The organism is Rossellomorea sp. GQ25, from assembly GCF_059758515.1.
In genome coordinates this window covers 361,302-380,725 of record NZ_JCAXEQ010000001.1, presented here as the reverse complement: position 1 = coordinate 380,725, position 19,424 = coordinate 361,302, and the positions used below count along the sequence as shown (strand labels likewise).

Genomic DNA, 19,424 nt, shown 5'->3' with positions numbered 1-19,424 from the left:
ATTAGCCAACAGTTATTTTTATACCTTTAATCGCATAACGACGCGGTTAATCCGTGTTTTATTCCGTCTTACTTCCGTCAAGTTACCGTCAGTTAGAGTAGTTCTATCGACTCGTTTAACGGGATATATTGGAATTATCCCGGAAAGAAGTTGGCGACATCATGAGCGACTACAAGACAGGTAACTCCGGCTCGCTTTACGATTATGATCCGAGCATGAATACGAAAGAATGTAACGAGTGCCGGCAGCGACTAAGCGATAATGAGACGTATGAGGCTTACGGTAGGCTATACTGTGGAACGTGTTACCAATCGCAATAACGCAAAAGAAAGCCCGCCGTTGAGAGACGACGGGCTGTTTTTATTTATTCGCCGACAGGCAAGCATCGTCGAATTACCGTTGGCGAGCAAAGTTAATTCCTCCGAAGGGCGGTTATTCTATTCTAAATGGAATTGTTTTAAATTCCCCTTGAGAATGTTCCTTCATAATGATAAATGGTACGGGCATATCTCGAACGTTAAGAGTTGTTTCCTTTTTAGTTCTTATATTTATAATAGCTGGGAAGCCCGGAGTTATGCCGCCTTCTTTACTAACGGTAAAGACGTTATAAGTATCACCGTTAAATGAGTGATTCGGGACATAGTTCGTTAACATCATTCCGCCGCCCTTGAATGCCACATCTATTTGTGAATCATCATATTTCGTTAGCACTGCGAAACTACTAATTGGTTCATAAAATGTTTTTGCCTCTATGCGGCAGTCTATATCCCCGCTACCCGAATTAGACATAACTCCTTGAATATTTTGATAAGGTTCGTACTGAGGGGCTTTCACATTACCCTTTTCAATGATTTCGACCATTTGTCTAGTAACGACATCTATTCCGTTTCTGTACATATCAAGGTATAACCTTTGCGCTAACATGGCCGGGACTTCAACATTTTCCAATCTTATAGGTATGAAGTTAACGTTGTACTTACTTTCACGCATGATTATGTTTTGCCATTCATGCTTTACCATATCGCTTTTCAGACTATTAGAAGTGATAAAGAAGAAAAAGTACTTGCACTCTTCTAAACCCTGATTCATTTTATCTATTATTCCATCTCCCGGTTGAATAGACCAATCGTCAAAAAAGATGTTCTCTTGTCCAAAAACTTCTGCAAGATTATGAGCGACAGGACCAACAATGGGCTTGTCCTTATGTTGATGACTTAGAAATATCATGAAATTCCTCCATTTTTAGGATTTACTTTTATCTTACTATGTAAAAATCCCTAAAGTAAACATAAAAGACTTCGACAAGGTGGAACGAATGGGTTTCCGAAAGGTAAAATAAAATTTCCATCAGTATGACCGTTATGGTATTATCAATTCTTGAAGGGAGGAATCGCTATGAATAAAGGAAGCATTTCGAAACGTGGCGATAAATACCAAATTACGGTAGATGTTGGCCGTGATCCATTAACGGGAAGGAGGAAAAGGCGATACGGTACTTTCCGTACTAAAAAGGAAGCTGAAACTGCAATTGCTGAAATAGTCGCCGATGTAAACAAAGGAACGTATGTAGACGAGACAAAAAGCTCGCTCGTTTCGTTTTTGGAGGATTGGTTGAACGCGACTAGCCGCCATATACGACCAACCACCGAATACGTCTATCGGAAATACATTAAGCTGCTATCGCCTCATTTACCTGAAGTGAAAGCGAAGGACTTAACAAAGTTGCAAGCGGAGGCTTTAATTAACAATTTGCTGACTCATTATAAGCCGAGCACAGTGGCAGTTTGCAAACGATTATTGACTACTGCGTTTAAGAAAGGCGTTGAGTGGGAGTTAATCGCCAAGAACCCCTTTAGCGGAATAAAGGTGCCGCAGGATAGGCAGGAATACTCGATATGGGAGCCTGAAGAGGTCGAACGGTTCTTAGATTACGTTAAAGATACATGCGAAAATAACAAAGGTAACTGGAGCTACTACGTGGCGTTTATGTTGGCTATTCACACCGGAATGAGGAAGTCGGAAATACTTGCTTTGCGATGGGAGAACGTTGACCTAAATGAACGTGCGATCTACGTAAAAGAATCAATTCACCAACTGTATGGTCAAGGCGAACAATACGTCGGTAAGACTAAATCAAAGTCTAGTCGCAGAACTATTTTAATATCGGACAAGTTGGTTGCAGAGCTGGTTAAACACAAAAAGCGGCAAGCAAACGATCTGCCACCGCCTAAGGATTTAATAGTTACAACGAAGGAACACCGACCGATTCATCAGCGTAATTTAACGCAAGCCATGTATCGAGCAATTGTTAATTCCGGAGTACCTAAAATTCGATTTCATGATTTACGACACACCCATGCGTCTCTTCTATTAGCTAACGGTATCAATCCGAAGGTAATACAAGAACGCCTAGGCCATGCGAAAATAGATACGACAATGAACATATACTCGCATGTATTCCCGTCAATGCAACGTGAAGCTGCAGACAAAATTGACGCCCTCTTGTCGGCAAAAATGTCGGTAAAGCCTCAACGATAACTCTTCCGTAATAACTCCGAATACACACGAAGCCTTGGCGCAGTAAGCTCCGAATCATTTACGGTAATCCGGTAGAAACTCGCGAGCCATATCCTCGCTATTATATGAGTGAAAACGAATATTGATTTGATATTGGATAGTATAACGGGAACTCAGCAGTTTGTAAAGGGTCATTTCTTAACAATATGTAAATTATTCATAAAAACGTTCGTATAATGAGTAAACGGGCATAAAGTTTTATCCACTTTACACCCGTTCAGAAAGTTCCTGTAATAGCTTCCTTTTCTCCCCATCAGATAAGTCTGATGCCTTGATTTCTTTCCTCTCAGAGGCAATGAAAGCAAGCTTTTCTATATAGGAATCGTCAAATGGTTGGAAGAATTGATTGGTAAGCTTTTTAGCTAAGAATGGACTTGCCCCTCCGGTTGAAACGGCAATCGTTAAATTCCCTTTTTGTCTAAAGGAGACCATCTGCATATTTCCACAATCCCCATCATCCACCACGCATAAAAGTTGATTTTCCTCAGAGTGAATTTTCACCTGTTCATTCACCCATCGTTCATTCGTGGCAGCGATGACGATAAAAGCATCTCGTAAATCATCTGGTTCCACTTCTCTTTTGATCCATAAAATTCTATTGTCTTCATGTAATGTTTGAATTCCATCAACAGCGTCAGGACTGATGACTGTAATCATCGCACCCTGCTCTAGAAATACAGAGAGCTTCCGATATGCCACTTTCCCTCCGCCAACAATCGTTACTGGTTTTCCGTTCACATCAATCATGATAGGCAGCATGTGATTCTCCTTTTACGCAAAGGGTTTCATTCACACGGTCCAAGAATGCTTCTTCCACAAGAGGGTCATCCCCTAAATAATTACCCAGAATGATATGTTCATTTTCCGTTTGGCCGATCTCCCTTTCGATTCCTTTCATGAGTAACCCGGTAAACAGCAAGTAGGGAATGAAAATGACGTTTCTCTCTGTATTCTTTACAGATTTCAAGGTGTCTGAAAAGCTTGGTGAGGCTGCTGTTAAATAACAGGTCCTTACATCTGCTAACTTTGTCTTTCGATGCACAAGTTCAGCCAGGGCTCCTAGATCCTTTGTAACATCGGGGTCTGAACTTCCTCTCCCAATTAATACGGCAACGGTAGAAGAGTCAATTGAAGCAGCATCGTGTATTTTCATTATGACACTTTCAGCCATCTTTTCGTGAACCCCAATAGGCTTACCATACGTAACCGTAATCCAAGGATAGGCTTCTTGACAGTTTTGAATTTCATCTGGAATATCTTTTTTTGCATGAACCGCTGTCAAAAGGAGAAGCGGAACGACGGAAACGTGTGTAGCTCCTTTTTTTACGCATGTTTCAAACCCTTCTTCAATGGAAGGTGATGCAAGCTCAAGAAAGCTTATTTCCTGAATATCCGCTTCCACATGGTTCTGGCATTTTTTAATCAAATCAATGGCTTCTTCACGGGCTTTCGCAATACGACTTCCATGGCAAACGTATAAGATCGCGCGTGTCATTTACAGTGCCTCACTCATGATCGATTCCTTTTCAAAGGCTTCTTCAAACCATTGAATCTTCTCCCGGAAACGGACCACTTCTCCAACGATGATCATACTTGGATTTTCAATATTTTCTTCTTTCACAATATCGATTATCGTATCCAGCGTCCCTGTTACGGTTCTTTGCACTTCTGTAGTTCCCCAGTGGACCAGTGCCACAGGAGTATCCTCGCACTTCCCATATTGAATGAGCTTTTCTTTAATATAAGGGAGATTGCTGACCCCCATATAAATGGCCAGGGTATCGATTCCTTTGGCAAGACTTTCCCACTTTTCATCTTCTTGCTGATTATTTTGTTTATGCCCGGTAACAAAGGCGACACTTGAACTGGCATCTCTATGAGTAACGGGAATTCCTGCGTAGGCAGCCGCAGCTATACCCGAAGTGATTCCAGGGACGATTTCAAAGGGAATTCCTTTTTTTGCAAGTGCTTCTGCTTCTTCTCCTCCCCTTCCAAATACGAATGGGTCTCCTCCTTTCAATCTCACCACTACCTTGCCGCTCGCAGCATAACGCACGAGAAAATGATTGATTGTATCTTGTTTCATCGTATGATAGTTTGGCAGTTTCCCGCAGTATATCAAGTCGGCTCCTTTTTTCGCATGGGAGAGAAGCTCTTTATTCACCAGCCGGTCATATAATATGACATCTGCTTTTTGTATTGATTTCAATGCTTTTAATGTGATTAATTCAGGATCTCCAGGACCCGCTCCCACCAAGTAAACCTTCCCCATCCATTATTCCTCCTTAAGATTTGATGATTGTTTCCTGTTCATGCAGAACAAACCCTGCACCATTTCCCCGGATTCTACGTTTCTCGTAAAGAGAGATGTCTACAACATCAGGCTTTTTCAAAAAATACTTCTCGAGTTCAACTTCCACTAAATCAAAGGCTTTCTCATCTGATTCAGCCGCTACTACGACAATGGTGACAAAGACGTGAGTAGTGACTTCAAATCGATACAAGTTCATCCCCTATGCCTCCTTAAACTTCCTGAAGTAATTGATCTAACGATTCTTGTAGGGGAGCGGTACCAACCCGGTTGATATAGTCAAAAAAGGCTTCTCCCGGTTCTTTTGTTTGTTTAAAATGAAACAGCAATTGCTTTACCACTCCTGTCAGATTGCCGGCCTCCACTTTCCCTTTTAACTTTTCATTCAGTTTTCCACCGTCTTGAAGAGTTCCTCCGACGTATATTTCAAATGCTTCTATCATCTTCTTATCTTTCGTCCTCATTTTAATTCCTTGAAGTCCGATATCCGCGATTTGTCGTTGACCGCATGAATTCGGGCATCCGACCATGTGGATTCTGACAGGGACATCCAATGAAAGTTCCTGATCCAATTGATTGGCGATTTGTCTCATCCGTTCTTTCGTTTCCACTAAAGCGAGATTACAATATTCGATCCCTGTGCATGATACGGAATACCCGATGAACGATAGTGGACTTGTTGAAATGCGATCAAAGATTTTCTCAGAAAGCAAAGCATTAACATGTTCATCTGGTATGTTGGGAATGATGAGATTTTGAGAATTACAGTTTCTCAGTTCGCCATTCCCATATTTCTTGGAAATCCTCGCAAGCTCATACACCTCATCAGAATTTAATCGTCCAACCGGAACATTCAGCCCCACATAATTGAGTCCTTCCTGTTTCTGTGAATGTACACCGTAGAAATATCCTGCATTCCAACCTTCCACGGCCTCAACTCCCGCAGGTAAAAGCTCAACATACTGTAATAGAGTTTCTTTGAATTTCTCAGGACCCCAATCGGCCATTAGGAATTTCAACCGGGCCAAATGTCTTTTCTCCCGATAACCGAAGTCGCGAAAAATCGTGGTGACGGCTATCGCGACTTCCTTCACTTGATGAGGAAGGATGAATACATCCAACTCTTGGGCAAGGAATGGTCTTGCTGCCAATCCTCCACCAACTTTCAGATGGAAGCCGACTTCTTCTTTATCGTCTATCAGCTTTTTCGCGGGAACAAAGGAAACACAATTGATTTCAGCATTCGACGCATTATTGATATTAGCAGAGATTGCTACTTTATATTTTCGTGGTAAATTTGAAAAATCTTCGTTGTGCTGGAAGAAATCATACACTTCTTTCACAATATTTCGTGTATCGAAAAGTTCATCAGGATCGATCCCTGCCAGGGGGTTCCCGACGATATTACGTGTGATATCACCGCATGCACCGGCAGAAGACAATCCGACCTTTTCCAGACGTTTAAAGATGTCGGGAATCTGTTCAATCTTCAACCAGTGAAATTGGATCGCCTGGCGGGTGGTGATGTCATAGACGTCTCTTCCATACTCTTTACAAATGGCAGCAAGTTCCCGTGCCTGATCATAAGTCAGGATGCCCGATGGGACGTTCACTCTCATCATGAAATAGCCGTCTTCCTTTGGTCTTTGTAAATACAAACCTGCCCATTTAAACTTATCCCACTCTTCTTTTGGAATCGAAGAGAAGCCGTTTTCCGCATAGTATGGAATATCTTCAAAGATAGACAACCCGTCTTTCTCCAGTTTCCATTGTTCCGTTTTGTTCAATTTCTCATTTGACTCCCATGATTTTGAATATGCCATGATTTTCTCCCCTTATATAAGTTGTTTTTGCTTCAGTACAGTTAATAAGTACTCCACGCATTCTTCAATTGAATGTTTCTCCGTATCCAGTACCACTTCCGGTTTTTCAGGTGCTTCATAAGGAGCACTGATTCCTGTGAAATGAGTGATTTCCTCTTTACGGGCTTTTTTGTACAAGCCTTTTGGATCGCGCTTTTCACATTCTTCTAATGAACAATGCACATATACTTCAAAAAATTCATCAGTCTCCACTAAATTTCGTACGAGAGCACGGTCTTCCCTGTATGGTGAAATAAAGGCCGTTAGCACAATTTGTCCGCTATCAATGAAAAGTTTGGACACCTCTCCAATTCTCCTGATATTCTCCTTACGATCTTCTTCCTTAAATCCCAAATCATGATTTAATCCATGACGGACATTATCTCCGTCCAGAACATAGACCTGATTTCCTTGTTCGAAAAGGGAGTGAGACAATGCATTGGCGACAGTCGATTTCCCTGAAGCGGATAAACCCGTGAACCATAAAATAAAGCTTTGATGTCCATTTTTTTTTCGTCTCTCCTGTTTCGTTACTGCGGTTTCATGCCATACGATATTTTCTGTTTTTTCACTCAACCCGGGATCCTCCTTAAGACGTTTGTCCAGCTTCTTGTTTTAGACCTCTAATTAACACTTCGATCACTTCAGGGCGACTGAACGTTGAAGGGGGAACTTCCCCGTTACGGAGCATTCCTCTCACTTTTGTCCCTGATAAAATAACGTGATCGGTCTTATCATGAGGACATGTCTTCGTAGTCGCCATCCCTTCGCATCTCTCACAGTAAAAACTATGCTCGAAGCGGAGAGGGATAATCCCTATCTCGTCTTCATTGAACTGATTAAATATTTTCTGCGCATCATAGGTACCATAATAATCGCCAACACCTGCATGATCTCTCCCGACAATAAAATGCGTGCATCCATAATTTTTTCTTACAAGTGCATGAAAGATGGCTTCCCTTGGACCCGCGTACCTCATGGCAGCAGGGAAGACTCCCAAAAACACTCGATCTTTAGGGTAATAGTTCTGTAATAGAACTTTATAGCTCTCCATTCTGATGCCGGCTGAAATATCATCCGCCTTTGTTTCGCCAACCAACGGATTTAAGAAGAGTGCATCCACGGTTTCCAATGCCGTTTTCTGAATATATTCATGGGCCCTGTGAACTGGATTTCTCGTTTGGAAACCGACAATCGTTTTCCATCCCTTTTCCTTAAACAACTTTCTGGTTTCACTTGGGTCAAATGTATACTCGTTGAACGGTTTGGAAAGACGTTTAATAAGGCTGATCTTCCCACCTATATACACATCCCCCCGTTGCAATAATTTCTTGACACCTGGATGATCCGCGTCGGTCGTTCCATATACGAGGAGGGCTTCTTTCTGTTTATCTGGTTCATAAATATCCTCGACTTCTATGAGGCCATATGTTTCTCCCTTATAAACAAGGCGGCTCTTTGAACCTTTCTTTACGTCTCTTGCTTTTTCTTTTGCAATGGGCAGGGTAATCGGGATGCTCCACACACTGCCGTTTCGCAAACGTAATGTTTCCACTACATGTTGATAATCCACTTCGGTCAGGAATCCATTTATAGGGCTGTAAGCACCTATTCCAATGAGTTCTAAATCACTTAACGCGGTTTCGTCTAATGGGATCTCATGGAGAATATCCTCATAGGTTTCTTCTGGTAAATATAATTGAACAAGCGTTCCTCCGTGGGGCTGTAAACTCATCATTTATCCTCCTTAACATATTGTTTTAATCGGAATTAAGATTAAATTCCGCCTCCGTCTTCATGAACGGATCGCCTTTCTTCACTGATCACACGCATGAGGGATAGTGCTCCCACAGTAGCGATAATGACGCTTATTGGAACCACGATCGAATACAGATCGCTATCGATCACGAGCTTTACTAAAAAATATGAAATACTGAGTGAAATCAGGGGAGAGACCACCCATATTTTGACGATTTTTTTGACAATTTTCTTTTGCAGCATATGTTTACCGTTCTTCGCCATCCCCAAGCCAATGATAGAGGACGAAGTAACTTGAGTCAGCGGGATCGGTAATCCATATAGTGAGCTCACCATCACAAGAATCGCTCCTGTAGAGGAAATGAGGATTCCTTCGGCTTTTGAATATTGTGTAATTTTTTTCCCATTTGTTTCAACTACTTTTTTCCCCAGTAAGATAGCTCCGAGGGCAACGAATAAACCACCCAGCCAAATCCCCCGGGAAGGAGACAGTAAATCCGCACCCACTAATGGACCGACGGCGTTGGCTACATTATTCATCCCTGCAGAAAAGGCTTCAAAGAACCCGGCGATAATCAAAAGATACGCAAGCCACCTTTTTTCTAAATGGTAACCTCGCTTTTCCAGTTGTACTAAACCAATGCCGAATACCCATGTAACTACGAAGGCAATGACCGGGACAATTACCCAGAATGACATGATCGTTAATAGTGACTTCACATATAGAACTTGATATGCGACTCCAACGCCTACAACCGCTCCTACCGTTACTTCACTTGTAGACAGCGGGATTCCGATCACATTTGCCAGAAACAAGGATACGGTGGCGGATAACAAAATGATGACCACGATTTTGATGGAGAGTACATGTTCCGGGATAATCCCTGAACTAATGGTTTTAACTACTTCTCCACCACCTAAAACCGCTCCGCTCAGGACACCTGCAGCGCAGATCCATAAAGAATTCTTGATGTTTTTTATTGCTCCTGCACCATATGCAACCCCCATCGATGCTGCCGCTCCGCTGGCACCAATGTTCATAGCGAAGAACAAACTTATGATCAGGGCGAATATTTCAAGCAAAGAATGTCACCTCTTTTAATGAAGACCGCATTCAGTTTTCCCTTTTCCTTTCCATCTTCCGGAGCGGAGATCCTTTATGTCTATGGCTGGAGTTGTACAATGGAAGCATCCGATACTTGGATACCCCTGATCATGAAGTGGATTATAGGATAGGTTATGCTTATGGACATACCTCCAAATCTCCTTCCAGGTCCAGTGAATTAAAGGACAAATTTTAACTGATTGGAACTTGTCATCCTTATTGATGAATTCAACCTGACTTCTTGTAGGTGATTGTTCTCTTCTTAATCCTGAAATCCAGGCATTCCCTTTGGATAAGGAATCTTGTAAAGGGTCAAGCTTTCGAATTTGACAGCATTGGTTCGGGTTTCTCTCCCACAACTTATCTCCATATGTTACTGCTTGCTCTTGGAGCGTTAATTCAGGCTTTTTCATATGAATGGTGATACCAGGATATTTCTCCTTCACCTTTTCAATCGTTTCATAGGTTTCCTTGAAATGAACACCTGTATCAAGAAATACTATGGTTGCTTTCGGTTGTACTTTGGTTAGGAGATCGATTAATACGATCCCTTCTATGCCAAAACTGCATGCATATACGACACTTTCACCATAATGGTCATACGCCCACTCAAGGACGTTTAACGCTCCTTTATAGACCGGATCAATTTCAAATTGGATGGATGGTTTTTTCCAAGTTTGATAGGTTAACATGATACACCCCTTTCCCGCTCATCCAAACAAAAAGAGGCGATAACAAGATATAGGGATTTCCTTTATCTGTGTTATGCGCCTCTAGTTTGTCTAGTCAGCTTATTTAATTCGCACTTTCTCGTTTTTCTCCAATTGAATGACTTTACCGTCCTGAACCACAATGGTAATCGATCCAAAACTCATCGTCTTCAACATTGAAGTGATCTTCTCGACTACTACATCATTCTCTGCTTCTTGATTTTTTTCTTTAGCCACATGATTCCCCCCATTTTCATCTTATCCAGAAAAATCATGAATGAAAAAAACAACCCTCCATTTTGGAAAGTTGTTCAGGTAAGGATACCTTATCTTCCAAAATGACTTCACATTTTGCTGGAATTAGCACCTTACATAACGTAGGTTGCTGGGCTTCGCGGGGCCAGATCCCTCCACCACTCTGGATAAGAGTTATTAATTTTAATATTCTAAATAATATCATATTCTACAGAGAAGTCAACCCGAGTTTTTCGATCGGATTTATGTCTTTTGACTTATTTTTTTCAAAAAGCTTAATTCTCTTTATTTCTATTCGCTTTATAAACGCTATAGGACACTATTTTCATCTGAATGATCAAAATAATTGAAACATCAATTTACCTTCGATCACTTTCTTCTGATCCTGGTTGACGGCATAGACGTTAAAATGCAAGAGATTATCCTGTTTTTTTGATACTTCTGCAATCAATGTAATGACATCGTCCAAGAAAACCATCCCTTTAAAGCGGACGGTGTACTCTTTGATAAATCCTTCTTCATAATGATCACTAAAAAGCTTGGAGATATTGCCCATTGTCCACATGCCATGAGCAATGATTCCTGGAAGCCCCAGTTTAAGGGCTTCCTCATCGATCGTATGAATGGGGTTATAATCCCCCGATGCTCCTGCATATTTGATTAAGTCGATTCTCGAGACTGGAGCTAATTCAACAAAGGGAAGGGTTTCATCTATAGTAAGGGATGATAGTTTAGTCATTTTCCCAACCTCTCTCTAACCGTTTCAGTGATAATGACAATCGCCTCAGAGGTGAAAATCCTATTCCCTCCAGAATCTTCACCGATGTCTTCTATCACAAGAAAACCAAGTGTTCCACCCGATCCTTTCCGCTCATAGTAATCTTTTATCTCCGTATAACACTGAATCCTTTCCCCGACCTTCAGTGGTCTTTCATAGTGAAAAGATTGTTCCCCATGAATTAACCCGACGTTCGGTAAATGAAAACCTTCAATCGTTCCGTAGTCGAACACTCTAGGAAAAGTGGGGGGAGCGATATTCCCCCTGTATCTAGACCGTTTACCTGCTTCTTCATCCACATAAATGGGACGTGGATCACCGATGGCTTCGGCAAACTTACGGACCGCTCCATTTTCAACACAATTTTCTATGGAAGTTGAACGTTTACCAATATAAGATTGAAACATATCCTTCACCTCTTTCTCCCTTTAGGCTTTCGGCCCTCCAGCTACGTAGAGGACTTGTCCATTAACGAATGACGATCTTTCATCCGCAAAAAACGCCACTGCATTCGCTATATCTTCCGGCTGCCCGCTTCTTCCTACAGGAATTCCTTGAAGACTCGCTTCCACCAGTTGTTCAAAGGTAATCCCGATTCGCTTCGCCGTTTCTCTAGTCATTTCCGTTTCTATGAATCCGGGGGCTACTGCATTGGTCGTAATCCCCAGAGGACCAAGCTCTATTGCCAAAGTTTTCGTTAAGCCTTGAAGACCTGCTTTAGCCGTAGCGTAATTTGCCTGTCCCCGGTTACCAAGTGCAGATGTAGAAGAGATATTAATCATACGGCCATACCTGTTCTTCACCATATAACCTTGCGCTGCTTTCGCTACGTTAAATGATCCTTTCAAATGCACATCCATGACCGTTTGCCAATCTGTATCGGTCATTTTAAATAGCAGGTTGTCTCTGATGACTCCTGCATTGTTGACGACTATATCAACGGAGCCGAAAGTTTCAAAGACTTCGTTGACGGCCTCTTCTACTTCCTTGAATTCTATTACATTCGCAACTCTTATAAATATTTTATACTCTCCCAATTCCTTACTGACTTCCATCAGTGCCTCTTCATTCACGTCAATGATGGCAACCTTTGCCCCTTCTTCTGCAAAGAGCTTGGCAATCGCTTTACCGATCCCCCGACTCCCGCCTGTTACTAAAGCTACTTTCCCTCTGAATCTTTCACCCATTCACAATACCTCCCTATCGCTTTAAACAAATTGACCCACTTTCACATGCCCTTTTAATAGATTCCGTGAAATGATCAGTTTTTGAATTTCATCAGTACCATCATAAATCCGCCACAATCTTGCTTCACGATACCAGCGTTCAACGGGAAGCTCTCTTGTGTAGCCCATCCCTCCGTGAATCTGAAGGACCCGGTCCACTACCCTATTTCCCATGTTCGATCCGTACAGTTTGGCAATCGATGCAACATGGCGATTATCTTCTCCTTGGTCCAGCGTGAATGCTGCATTTAATACAAGCCACCTGGCTGCTTCAATTTCCACGGCAGAATCAGCGATCTGCCATTGAATCGCCTGTCGATCCGCGATTGGCTTTCCAAATGTCTCTCTTTCCTTTGAATAGTCAATCGCCATTTGCAGTAAACGTTCGGCTGCGCCTACTGCTTGTGCACCCACAATCCAGCGTGCGAACCCGATCCATTCCAGGCCCAGATTGTAACCACCATCGATTTCGCCGAGAATATTTTCTTCAGGAACCCGCACGTCATCAAAAAACAGACTGGCCGGTCCCCATTCCCCCATGGTATGAATGTATTCAGATGTCCACCCCATACTTCGATCGGCAATAAAACAGGTTACTCCTTCCCGACCCGTTCGCCGATGCTTTTCCTTATCGGTCACCGCCATGACCATGACAAAATCTGCTTCATTTCCGCCTGTAATAAAGGTTTTTTCACCATTTAACACCCACTCATTTCCATCCTTCACTGCGGTCATCCGAATGTTTTGAGTATCAGATCCAGCTCCCGGTTCCGTCATGGCAAAGCAGGACTTTTTCTCTCCGTTTATCGTGGGGATCAAATAGTTCCTTTTCTGTTCTTCGTTGGCATAGTATAGGATGTTATCTGCATAACCACCGAAACTGAAAGGCACAAAGGTTTTGGAGATTTCCATATAAACAATGGCCATCATCATTTGCCCGAGGTCCGCTCCGCCGTATTCTTCTGGTGTATTGATACCCCAGAACCCTGCTTCCTTTGCTTTTAACTGCAAATCTTTTCTTTTTTCCGGGGAAAGACTTGGTTTTCCTTCCCGTTCATTTCTTAGCACTTCATTTTCTAAAGGTATTAATTCTTTCTCAACAAATTTACGGATGGTTTTTTGAATCATCCTTTGTTCATCTGATAACCGTAAGTTCATCCCGGTTCCCCCTTATAAGATGGATCGTATACTAACTAGTTATTATTATGGCTGCAGGATTACCTTCCCTACCGTTTTTCTTGCTTGCATGAGTGTATGAACCAAAGCTGCTTCTTCTAAAGGAAATACATGACCAACCGTTACTTTCAATTCACCGGACGCGACATAATGAAAGATTTCATGAAGGGTTTTCTGGGTTAGTTCAGCATCTCTCATTAGAGGAGGGAGAAAGAACCCGATAACAGATTGATTTTTTGCCATCAAAGAAGAGGGATAAAATCTGCTCTGCTCCCCGCTTGCTACTCCATATATGACCATTCTTCCAAAATAGTCGAGACATTTTAACGTTTTATAGAAAATGTCACCGCCAGCCATCTCCAATGCCAGGTTTACACCCTTTCCATTTGTAGCTTCCAGAATTTCTGCTTCCCAGCCATCTTGAGTGTAGTTGACTAATACATCTGCCCCCATGGCCCCTGCAAGACTTAATTTTTCTTCTGTACTGGCTGTAGCAATTACCTTACCTGCACCAAAACGTTTTGCCAGTTGCACGGCAAGCAGGCCAACGCCACCAGCAGCTGCATGAATGAGGACGGCTTCTCCCTGCTGCAATTTCCCCAATGTTTTCAAAATATGATAAGCACTTAAACCTTGAACCGGGATGGCGGCCGCTTCTTTGAAATCCAATCCATATGGCAAGGGGATCACCGAACGCTCATCTGTCAGGGCAAATTCTGCATAACCTCCGGAATCCATCATGGCTACAACCCGGTCTCCTCTTTTCACCCTCGTCACGTCTTCTCCCACTTCTGTTACAATTCCTGCCACTTCGGCACCTGGAATGTATGGTAGAGTGGTTTTCACCACATATTGCCCCTCACGACGAGCCGTATCAGCATAATTGACTGCAGATGCATGAACTTCAATTACGACTTCTCTCCCTCGAGGCAATGGAATATCAATCTCCACATTTTCTAAAACATTGGGACCTCCGAACTCTTTGAACTGAATCGCTTTCATTCTAACGCCTCCTATATTCCTGAAAAATATGGTCTTCTTTTTTCTTTAAACGCTGAAACTCCCTCAGCATGATCTTCAGTTGCAATCATCAATGTTTGTGTGATTCGTTCTTGTTCAAGTATCTCATCCAATGATGAGGTAAATGAACGATCAATCATTTTCTTCATCATTCCATAAGCTTTACTTGGCCCCAAGGCTATTTTCTGAGCCCAATGAGTAGTTTCCTCATCAAGTCTTTCAGAAGGGACAATACGATTTACCACACCTAAGTCATACATTCTTCCTGCAGCCACAGGTTCTCCTGAAAAGAAGAATTCTTTCGCTAAATGTGGACCGATGATGCGTGGAAGAAAATACGAACCTCCGCCATCGGAAATAAGACCTACTTTAGAGAAGCTTAAAGCAAATTGACTATCTTTTGAAGCGATGATCAAATCACAGGCCAGGGCTAAATTAAACCCGGCACCTGCTGCAAATCCGTGTACCGAGGCGATGACCGGTTTATCTATATCTTTTATTGCTTTAATGCATGTATTTAATATCCCTATGTGTTCATAGACTTCGGTTGATGTGGCGCTCCCCATCGTTTTCACGTCGCCGCCTGCAGAAAAGGCCCTCCCGGCACCGCGAATCACAATGGCTCTGATTTCCTGATTATGTTCTGCCTGTTGGAGTGCTTCAACGATTCCCATAAGCATGTCCTCATCAAAGGAATTCAAGCTATCCGGTCTGTTTAATGTCAATGTAAGTACCCGGTCAGTAGTTTCTAGTAATAAAGAGGATTTCATTGTTCAGTTCATCTCCTTGTCTTTATTCCTGGCGATCTAATGCCGCTTCATTTCCCAGGGTGATCAGAGATTCCGCAAACCGATCAAATTGAGAAAATCGTGAATCTCTTGTTTGCCCCATCTTAAAGCGGTAATAGATTTGTTGCACAATGACTGCGAGCTTAAAGTAAGCAAAAGATAAATAAAAATGGATATTGTTCACGTCTCTACTGCTTTTCCTGGCATATTCTTCGATAAATTGTCTTCTGTTGTAAAAACCGTCCATGATCGTTACTGGAGGCTTCCCAAGACCGAATTTTAATAACTCTGGATCATCATCCTGTATCCAATACCCCATAGCGACACCTAAATCTGCAAGAGGATCGCCAACAGTCGCCATCTCCCAGTCAAATAACCCCACCATGGATTTCAGGTCAGAAGAAAACATGGCATTGTTTAATTTAAAATCATAATGAATGATTGTCGATTCAGCATTTCCTGGTACATTCTTTATCAACCAGTGTGTCAGCTGATCTACTTCAAGAATCTCACTTGTTTTGGCACGCTCGTAACGTTTGATCCACCCGTGTACTTGTCTTTCCATAAAATGTTCGGGCTTACTGATTTCATGAAGAGTTGTTTTTCGGTGATCAATGGAATGAAGTTCCACCAGTTTAGAAACCATTTCCTCCGATATTTTCCTGCAGACATCTGGTGTCACATGAAGATGCAGGGGAAAGGAAGTATCAAATACTTCACCCCTTTTTCGTTCCATGATAAAAAATGGACTTCCTACGATACTTTCATTATCAGAGAACACATACGGCTCCGGTGTAACTCCGAATAATGGTTGAATTTCTGAAAGAATCCTATATTCTCTTTTCATATCGTGAGCCTTCGGGGCAACGGGTCCTAATGGAGGACGTCTCAGTACACCTTCCCATTCACCCATTTTAAGTAGATACGTAAGATTTGAGTGTCCCGCAGAAAATTGTTTAATAGATAGCTCTTCATGAAGGAGGTGAGGGAATTGCTCATTCATAAAGCTTTTTAGATTGGTGGCATTCAGTTCTTCTCCTTCTCGCACCGATACCGTTTCATACCCTGTTTTTTTCGACATCTTATCCCTCCAAAATTAAGAATATTCAGTTTTTACCGAACGCAAATGAGTGTTTAACTGAGCTTTTAACAACTCAGGGATCATTTTGCTTTGCTGCTCAAGAAAATCAAAATAAACGATCACCGCATTTCCCTTTGCAATCAATTGATGGGTGTTCGCACATAAGATTTCATGCTCTAACTGAAAGCTCTTTGATCCAATTTTTGATAGATAGGTGGTGATCTTTAACTCTTGATTAAAATACCCTTGTGATACAAAGTCACATTTGGTTGAAGCCAGTATAAAACGCCAGTCTTTCACATCCATATCAAATCCGAGTGATTGAAAGAATTTAATTCTTGCTTCTTCTAAATAAACAAAATAGGTTGTATTGTTAATATGACCTAATGCATCGGTTTCGCAAAATCTACTCGTTACCGTAATGGTTTCCATTAGCACGCCATCTCCCTCTATAAATACTAACCAGTCGGTATGTTATTTCAAAAGGAAATCCTGTAGATGATTTCCCATTTACTCTGACTCAATCCCTTTTAATACCATATCGACAAAAGTCTGAGCAATTTCCTGATCGGATTTCGCACCTTCAGGCTTATACCATTGATAGCTCCAATTCATCATACCGAGAATTCCAAAGGCTACAATCGATACGTCAAAGTCCTCATGAAAGTCTCCGTTCTTCCTACCTTCTTTCAGGAGAGTTTCTATGTTATAGCGATACATATCCCGCTTAGGCTCAATTGCATCCAGACTTTCCTGACTCAAGTGCCTCATTTCTCTAAAAAATACTTTGGCACTGGCCCCTTGCTCTTTAATGTCCAGAATGGAAAGATGGACAATATCATATAGTTTTTCCATGTAGCTCTTCCGATCATCCCCTAGAACTCTTTCCTGTTTAGATAATAAGCCATCAATATAGCGCATGTGAATTTCCTTTAACAGCTCTTCCTTACTGGAAAAATAGTAATAGAATGTTCCTTTCGTTACACCAATGGATTCTACGATGTCCTGGATGGAAGTAACGGTAAACCCTTTTTCATCAAATAAGCGTACAGCATGTTCTGTAAGTTTTTCTTTCATCTGAAATCCTCTCAATCTGCCAATATCACCTGAATTATATCATATTACCTCACGCTTTCACGCAGAGCTCTTCGTAATATTTTCCCAACACTCGTCTTTGGAAGCTCATTTCGAAACTCAATGCTTTTTGGAACCTTGAATGATGACATATTCTCCTGACAGAAATGAACCAATTCTTCTTCAGTTGCCTTTTTCCCTGACTTTAAGACGATCACTGCCTTAACGGTTTCGCCTCTATAAGAGTCCGGGACACCGATTACGACAACTTCCTGTACGCTTGGATGCTCGTAAATGATTTCCTCGACTTCCCGGGGATACACATTGTATCCCGATGCAATGATCATATCTTTCTTTCGGTCCACAATCGATACATACCCTTCTTCATCCATTCGGGCTATGTCTCCCGTGTAAAGCCAGCCATCTCGAAGGGCGTGAGCAGTCTCTTCATGTAAATTCCAGTAGCCTTTCATGATTTGAGGGCCTTTAATAATGAGTTCGCCCACATCTCCTAAAGGAACCTCCATAGTGCCGGTTGCTAAATCGACTACCTTATAGTCTGTGGATGGAAATCCAATTCCAACGGTTCCCGGCTTTCTTTCTGCAAAAGCGGGGTTGCAATGAGTCGTTGGTGAAGCCTCTGATAATCCGTATCCCTCTAATATTTTTGCTCCTGTTTTCTTTTCAAATTGATTCAATAACTCTACTGGCATTGGAGCGCTTCCGCTATTACAAATCTTTATTGAATCAATGCCGAACTCTTCTGCCTGTGGATGATTGGTGATCGCCACGTACATAGTCGGCACACCTGGAAATAGGGTGGGCTGCTCGTTCTTAATCGTGGTTAATACTTCGGTCAATTCAAACCTTGGGAGCAAGATCATTTCATTTGCTGAATAGACTGCAAAGTTCATACAGGAATTCATCCCAAATACATGAAAGAACGGAATCACACTCAGGCTTCTTTCTTTCCCTGTTTCAATGCTGTCTTTAAAGAAGAGTTGACTCTGAATCACATTTGACAGAATGTTTTTATGAGTAAGCATGACTCCCTTGGAGGCACCAGTAGTTCCTCCCGTATATTGAAGGACTGCCACATCTTCTTCAGGATTGATCGACACCTGGGATACTTCACCATCCCCTACCATCAAAAATTCATCAAAGTCATAGTCTGGTGGGACAAGTGTGTATTCTCCTTGAAAGCTTACTGCAATAATCCTCTTTATTTTTGTCTCCTTTTGAATGGAATTGACCATAGAATAAAAACGGTCCAATACGACGATTGTCTCAGCTCCCGAGTCATTAAGCAGATGGATTAGTTCCCTTTCAACTGACATCGGATTCACCTGTGTGACAATTCCCCCGGAGGTAAGGATTCCATAATAAGAGATAACATATTGCGGACAGTTCGGGAGCATGATCGCCACCCTGTCTCCTTTCTTCACTCCAATATGTTGAAAGGATGAAGCAAGCATGGTGACGGCACCTTGAAGTTCACCATACGTTATGCGTTTTTGATAAAAGCTAATACATGGATGAGCCGGGAATGAAGAAACGGTATGTCGGAGCATTTCAGGTATAGAAAAATCAACCTCAGGAATTTCAGTCTCAAACGTTTCAGGGTAATGACTGAGCCAAGATTTAGTTGTCACAAAATCATTCCTTCCATTTCAGATTACTCATGTACCAATTCGGCATGTACC

The 19,424-nt window shown here is 42.0% G+C and carries 22 protein-coding genes and 2 riboswitches; of the genes, 1 reads left to right on the top strand and 21 read right to left on the bottom strand.

The window, feature by feature from the left end:
- Positions 1–432: 432 nt before the first annotated feature.
- Positions 433–1,227, bottom strand: coding sequence for a toll/interleukin-1 receptor domain-containing protein (locus AC6CIB_RS02070; RefSeq protein ID WP_498277697.1), 795 nt, complete (start codon positions 1,225–1,227; stop codon positions 433–435).
- A gap of 168 nt (positions 1,228–1,395) precedes the next feature.
- On the opposite strand from AC6CIB_RS02070, the gene AC6CIB_RS02065 reads away from it, so the two are divergent.
- On the top strand, positions 1,396–2,538 hold the full coding sequence (locus AC6CIB_RS02065; protein ID WP_498277696.1) for a site-specific integrase: 1,143 nt from the start codon (positions 1,396–1,398) through the stop codon (positions 2,536–2,538).
- Between the two features lie 22 nt (positions 2,539–2,560).
- Positions 2,561–2,666: riboswitch (purine riboswitch) on the bottom strand.
- 118 nt (positions 2,667–2,784) lie between these two features.
- Here the strand turns inward: AC6CIB_RS02065 and AC6CIB_RS02060 are convergent.
- From AC6CIB_RS02060 to AC6CIB_RS01965, 20 genes are all read right to left on the bottom strand, one after another.
- On the bottom strand, positions 2,785–3,336 hold the full coding sequence (locus AC6CIB_RS02060) for a precorrin-2 dehydrogenase/sirohydrochlorin ferrochelatase family protein (RefSeq protein WP_498277694.1): 552 nt from the start codon (positions 3,334–3,336) through the stop codon (positions 2,785–2,787).
- Positions 3,317–4,072, bottom strand: a complete 756-nt coding sequence (locus tag AC6CIB_RS02055) for a sirohydrochlorin chelatase (protein WP_498277693.1) — start codon at positions 4,070–4,072, stop codon at positions 3,317–3,319. The genes AC6CIB_RS02060 and AC6CIB_RS02055 overlap by 20 nt, the downstream gene beginning before the upstream one ends.
- Positions 4,073–4,849, bottom strand: a complete 777-nt coding sequence (gene cobA, locus AC6CIB_RS02050) for a uroporphyrinogen-III C-methyltransferase (protein ID WP_498277692.1) — start codon at positions 4,847–4,849, stop codon at positions 4,073–4,075.
- Positions 4,850–4,862: 13 nt separating this feature from the next.
- The gene (locus AC6CIB_RS02045; RefSeq protein WP_498277691.1) at positions 4,863–5,087 is read right to left on the bottom strand and encodes a DUF3906 family protein; all 225 of its coding nucleotides are present in this window, start codon (positions 5,085–5,087) and stop codon (positions 4,863–4,865) included.
- Positions 5,088–5,100: 13 nt separating this feature from the next.
- Complete coding sequence (locus AC6CIB_RS02040; RefSeq protein ID WP_498277690.1) at positions 5,101–6,711, bottom strand: nitrite/sulfite reductase; 1,611 nt, start codon at positions 6,709–6,711, stop codon at positions 5,101–5,103.
- A gap of 12 nt (positions 6,712–6,723) precedes the next feature.
- Positions 6,724–7,326 carry an adenylyl-sulfate kinase gene (cysC, locus tag AC6CIB_RS02035; protein ID WP_498277688.1) on the bottom strand — a complete coding sequence of 201 codons (603 nt, stop codon included), beginning with the start codon at positions 7,324–7,326 and terminating at the stop codon, positions 6,724–6,726.
- 13 nt (positions 7,327–7,339) lie between these two features.
- Positions 7,340–8,485, bottom strand: coding sequence for a sulfate adenylyltransferase (sat, locus tag AC6CIB_RS02030; protein ID WP_498277686.1), 1,146 nt, complete (start codon positions 8,483–8,485; stop codon positions 7,340–7,342).
- A 41-nt stretch (positions 8,486–8,526) separates the two neighbouring features.
- Positions 8,527–9,591 (bottom strand): sulfate permease, encoded by a 1,065-nt coding sequence (gene cysP / locus AC6CIB_RS02025; RefSeq protein WP_498277684.1) that lies wholly within the window; start codon positions 9,589–9,591, stop codon positions 8,527–8,529.
- A gap of 15 nt (positions 9,592–9,606) precedes the next feature.
- Positions 9,607–10,305: a phosphoadenylyl-sulfate reductase gene (locus tag AC6CIB_RS02020; RefSeq protein WP_498277683.1), complete on the bottom strand. Its 699-nt coding sequence runs from the start codon at positions 10,303–10,305 to the stop codon at positions 9,607–9,609.
- A gap of 99 nt (positions 10,306–10,404) precedes the next feature.
- Positions 10,405–10,560, bottom strand: a complete 156-nt coding sequence (locus AC6CIB_RS02015; protein WP_498277681.1) for a YezD family protein — start codon at positions 10,558–10,560, stop codon at positions 10,405–10,407.
- An 86-nt stretch (positions 10,561–10,646) separates the two neighbouring features.
- Positions 10,647–10,752, bottom strand: a riboswitch (SAM riboswitch).
- Positions 10,753–10,915: 163 nt separating this feature from the next.
- A complete protein-coding gene (locus AC6CIB_RS02010) occupies positions 10,916–11,317 on the bottom strand; it encodes a MaoC/PaaZ C-terminal domain-containing protein (protein WP_498277679.1) in 402 nt (133 codons plus the stop codon).
- Positions 11,314–11,763 carry a MaoC family dehydratase N-terminal domain-containing protein gene (locus AC6CIB_RS02005; RefSeq protein ID WP_498277678.1) on the bottom strand — a complete coding sequence of 150 codons (450 nt, stop codon included), beginning with the start codon at positions 11,761–11,763 and terminating at the stop codon, positions 11,314–11,316. Before AC6CIB_RS02005 ends, AC6CIB_RS02010 begins: the two co-directional genes overlap by 4 nt.
- 21 nt (positions 11,764–11,784) lie before the next feature.
- Positions 11,785–12,543, bottom strand: coding sequence for a 3-oxoacyl-ACP reductase FabG (gene fabG / locus AC6CIB_RS02000; RefSeq protein WP_498277677.1), 759 nt, complete (start codon positions 12,541–12,543; stop codon positions 11,785–11,787).
- A 21-nt stretch (positions 12,544–12,564) separates the two neighbouring features.
- Positions 12,565–13,740, bottom strand: a complete 1,176-nt coding sequence (locus AC6CIB_RS01995; protein ID WP_498277675.1) for an acyl-CoA dehydrogenase family protein — start codon at positions 13,738–13,740, stop codon at positions 12,565–12,567.
- A 45-nt stretch (positions 13,741–13,785) separates the two neighbouring features.
- Positions 13,786–14,760, bottom strand: a complete 975-nt coding sequence (locus AC6CIB_RS01990; protein WP_498277674.1) for a quinone oxidoreductase family protein — start codon at positions 14,758–14,760, stop codon at positions 13,786–13,788.
- Between the two features lie 11 nt (positions 14,761–14,771).
- On the bottom strand, positions 14,772–15,548 hold the full coding sequence (locus tag AC6CIB_RS01985) for an enoyl-CoA hydratase/isomerase family protein (RefSeq protein WP_498277672.1): 777 nt from the start codon (positions 15,546–15,548) through the stop codon (positions 14,772–14,774).
- Positions 15,549–15,570: 22 nt separating this feature from the next.
- Entirely contained in the window at positions 15,571–16,647 is a 1,077-nt protein-coding gene (locus AC6CIB_RS01980; protein ID WP_498277671.1) for a phosphotransferase family protein, read from the bottom strand.
- A 15-nt stretch (positions 16,648–16,662) separates the two neighbouring features.
- A complete protein-coding gene (locus AC6CIB_RS01975) occupies positions 16,663–17,079 on the bottom strand; it encodes an acyl-CoA thioesterase (protein ID WP_498277670.1) in 417 nt (138 codons plus the stop codon).
- 78 nt (positions 17,080–17,157) lie between these two features.
- Entirely contained in the window at positions 17,158–17,724 is a 567-nt protein-coding gene (locus AC6CIB_RS01970) for a TetR/AcrR family transcriptional regulator (protein WP_498277669.1), read from the bottom strand.
- Between the two features lie 44 nt (positions 17,725–17,768).
- Positions 17,769–19,373 (bottom strand): long-chain-fatty-acid--CoA ligase, encoded by a 1,605-nt coding sequence (locus AC6CIB_RS01965; protein ID WP_498277668.1) that lies wholly within the window; start codon positions 19,371–19,373, stop codon positions 17,769–17,771.
- Between the last annotated feature and the right edge of the window lie 51 nt (positions 19,374–19,424).